General features: G+C 40.4%; 3 protein-coding genes. All 3 read right to left on the bottom strand.

Annotated elements, in window-relative coordinates; genetic code table 11:
- The coding region (locus RRG12_RS41735) for a trans-sulfuration enzyme family protein (RefSeq protein ID WP_420763196.1) at positions 1 to 978 on the bottom strand (978 nt) is incomplete at its 3' end.
- A gap of 13 nt (positions 979 to 991) precedes the next feature.
- Positions 992 to 2,353 carry a cystathionine beta-synthase gene (locus RRG12_RS41730; RefSeq protein ID WP_420763077.1) on the bottom strand — a complete coding sequence of 454 codons (1,362 nt, stop codon included), beginning with the start codon at positions 2,351 to 2,353 and terminating at the stop codon, positions 992 to 994.
- Between the two features lie 84 nt (positions 2,354 to 2,437).
- Complete coding sequence (locus tag RRG12_RS41725; protein ID WP_420763076.1) at positions 2,438 to 3,628, bottom strand: pyridoxal phosphate-dependent aminotransferase; 1,191 nt, start codon at positions 3,626 to 3,628, stop codon at positions 2,438 to 2,440.
- Positions 3,629 to 3,759: the final 131 nt, after the last annotated feature.

Raw genomic sequence — 3,759 nt, 5'->3', positions numbered from 1 at the left:
CCCACCCAAACTTTCAGCCAGCAAAAATAACTTGAGTCGAGAAGCGAATCTTTCAACCTCAACAAAACCACCTTTTAATTCCAAACTAATCATCCCCCCAAAGCCAGACATTTGCTCTTTTGCTAATTTATGTTGTTCATGACTGGATAACCCTGGATAATAAATGCGCTCAATTTTGGGATGCTTTTCTAAAAATTCAGCTAAAAATAAAGCGTTTTTTTCATGTTCTCGCATTCTCACAGCCAGAGTTTTAATTCCTCGCAGCACTAACCAGCTATCAAAAGGACTAGGAATTGCCCCGATCGCATTTTGATAAAACTTCAGTTCGGTGTATAGTTGCTCGTTAGATGTGATAACTGCGCCACCAATAATATCACTGTGTCCACCTAGATATTTGGTAGTGCTGTGAACTACAATATCAGCACCTAAATCTAACGGCGTTTGAAAATAAGGACTAGCAAAAGTATTGTCAACGACTAAGATGATATTATTTCTACGGGCAATATTTGCTAGTGCGGCAATATCAATAATTTTTAACAGAGGGTTAGTAGGGGTTTCAATCCAAATCAGCTTAGTATTTGGTTGAATGGCAGTTTCAAAATCAGCGATGTTATCAATATCTACATAGCTAGTTGTAACACCCCAATTTTTTACAACCTTTTCTAACAAACGATAAGTCCCACCATATAAATCATCACCAGCAACAATATGATCACCGTTTTTGAGTAGACTTAATACAGTTGTAGTTGCAGCCAAGCCAGAGGCAAATGCCAAACCAAATTTCCCGTTTTCAATAGAGGCTAAAGCTTCTTCTAAAGCTGTGCGCGTGGGGTTTCCCGTGCGAGAATATTCATATCCTTTATGTTTACCTATGGCTTCTTGTTCATAAGTAGAAGTCAAATAAATGGGAACAATAACAGCGCCCGTTTGTGGGTCTGATTGCTGACCTTCATGAATTGCTCTAGTCTCAAATTCCATAATTTTTCCTTGATTATTCTTGGTTTTGGCTAATCCAATATCTAATTAAATCGGCTCTGGTAATTAAGCCAATAGGAACATCATGCCGCTTAATAATAATGCCAGTGCTTCCTGATAACAGCACTCGATAAGCTTCAGAAATATCTACTTCTTCATCGAGAATCGGCAGTGGTTTACCCATAACTGCCGAAACTTCCTGATTAGAAAAGTTGATGCCATCATGGAGAAATTTCATTAAAGAGGCTTCATTGACGCTTCCTACTACATGCTTATTATCAATCACAGGTAGCTGTGAAATATTCAGCTTTTGTAGGTAGTTTGTGGCTTTACTCAAGGTATCACGAGGACTGACAGCAACTAGAGAAGGAAAATCTGTTTTTTGAGCAAGAATTTCACCAACTTTGATACTTTTTACTGTTGTACCTTCCCAAAAACCATTTTCCTGCATCCAGGCATCGGAGTAGATTTTATTAATGTAGTTTCTTCCCGTATCTGGTAATAGGGTTACAATATACTTCGGCTCTGTTAATCTGGCTGCATACTTGAGCGCTGCGGCTACTGCTGTACCACAAGAACCTCCTACCAATAAACCTTCTTCTCGTGCTAAACGACGAGCCATATTAAAAGATTCTTTATCGCTAACCCGAACCATTTCATCAACTAATTGACGATTAAATGTTTTGGGAATAAAGTCTTCACCAATTCCCTCAACTTTGTAAGATTTTGGGGTGTCACCAGAAAGAATTGAACCCTCTGGATCTGCACCAACAATTACTATATTTGGATTTTGCTCTTTCAGATATTTAGCAACTCCTGAAATTGTACCACCTGTACCCATACCCGCAACAAAAACATCAATTTTGCCATTACTATCTGACCAGATTTCTGGGCCTGTAGTTAAGTAATGTGCTAAAGGATTATTCGGGTTTTCAAATTGATTTGGTCTATAGGCTCCTGGTATTTCTTTGGCGAGTCTTTCCGCTACACCGTTATAACTTTCTGGCGAGTCAGGCGGTACAGATGTGGGAGTAACAACTACTTCTGCACCATAAGCTTTGAGTAGGTTGATTTTATCCTGGCTCATTTTATCAGGCATGACGAAAATACAGCGATACTTTTTTACTGCTGCAATTAACGCCAGTCCCACACCAGTATTACCTGCGGTAGCTTCAATAATCGTGCCGCCTGGTTGCAGTTGACCTGTTTTTTCTGCGGCTTCAATCATCGTGAGGGCAATTCTATCTTTGGTACTCCCGCCAGGATTGAGATATTCTACTTTGGCATAAATACTTGAGTGAATGTCTTCGGTAATTTTGTTTAGTCTGACTAATGGAGTTTTACCAATTGCTTGTAAAATGTTACTGTAAGTAGCCATATAGCAGTCCTAAATAATTTATAAAATCATTTATTTATCATCTTCGCTTTCCACTATTTGGGAAGATAAGAGAATAAATAAATCTTAGGATGTCGGTTGTAGATTTGATTGCAATTTGAGTAAGCGATCGCTAGCTATTTTTAAAGTCTCAGGTCTTTTGCTAAAACAAAATCTGATCAATGAATGTCCTTTTTCTGGTTCGCTGAAAAAGCTGGAACTAGGAACTACGGCCACACCAATATTTTTAATTAGATGGTAAGTGAATTCAACATCTGTTTTGTAGCCAAATTTGGAAATATCTGCAAGAACGTAATAAGCTCCCTTGGGAACGAAATAGGGAATGCCAACTTGATCTAGAATTTGTAAAATGCTATCTCGCTTCTGCTGATAAAGTTTGGCTAGTTCTTCATAATAGGATGGTGGCAGTTGCATGGCGGCAACTCCGGCTCGTTGTAATGGTGCAGGTGCGCCAACGGTGAGAAAATCATGAACTTTGCGAATAGCTCCTGTCAATTCTGGGTTTGCCAAAATGTAGCCGACTCGCCATCCGGTGACGCTATAAGTTTTGGATAAACCGTTAATAGTAACGGTGCGTTCTTCCATTCCGGGAAGGGTTGCTAGGGCAATATGTTGAGTGCCGTCATAGAGAATATGTTCGTAGATTTCATCTGTGAACGCTAACACATCCCACTTTTGACAAAGTTCAGCAATTAGGGTGAGTTCTTCACTGGTGAAGACTTTACCTGTGGGGTTGTGGGGTGTATTGATAATAATAGCTTTGGTATTGGCATTGAAAGCTTGACGTAACTGTGATTCATCAAATGTCCAATGGGGGGGATGCAGTGTCACGTAGCGGGGTATAGCACCAGCTAAAATCGCATCGGGGCCATAATTTTCGTAATACGGCTCAAATACAATTACTTCGTCACCGGGATTAACTGTTGCTAGCATCACAGATGCCATTGCTTCTGTGGAACCACAGGTAACGGTAATTTGGGTTTCGGGATCGATATCTAAGCCGAGATACCAGCGGACTTTTTTGGCGATCGCATGACGAAACGGGCGATCGCCCCAAGTAATGGCATACTGATTAACATCTGCCTGTATTGCCTCATAAGCTGCCTGTTTCAACTCCAAGGGACAGGGAAAATCGGGGAATCCCTGCGCCAAATTCACTGCATCATGTTGCAGTGCCACCCGCGTCATTTCTCGAATCACCGACTCTGTAAACTGTTCTGCCTTCGCTGATATTTTTTGGCGCACAATCTCACTCACCCCTATACCTCCGTATTGCAGTTATGCGGAAATTTCTGTAAACCCGATAGAATCCATAATATCGATAGATTTATCGTAGTATACTCAAATTCCAGATCCAGGGGGAATAGAACCTTATTATCTATATACTG

It is taken from the genome of Nostoc sp. CALU 546, assembly GCF_048836525.1.
Note: the sequence above shows the minus strand (reverse complement) of the source record. Positions and strands in the feature narration are given on the sequence as shown.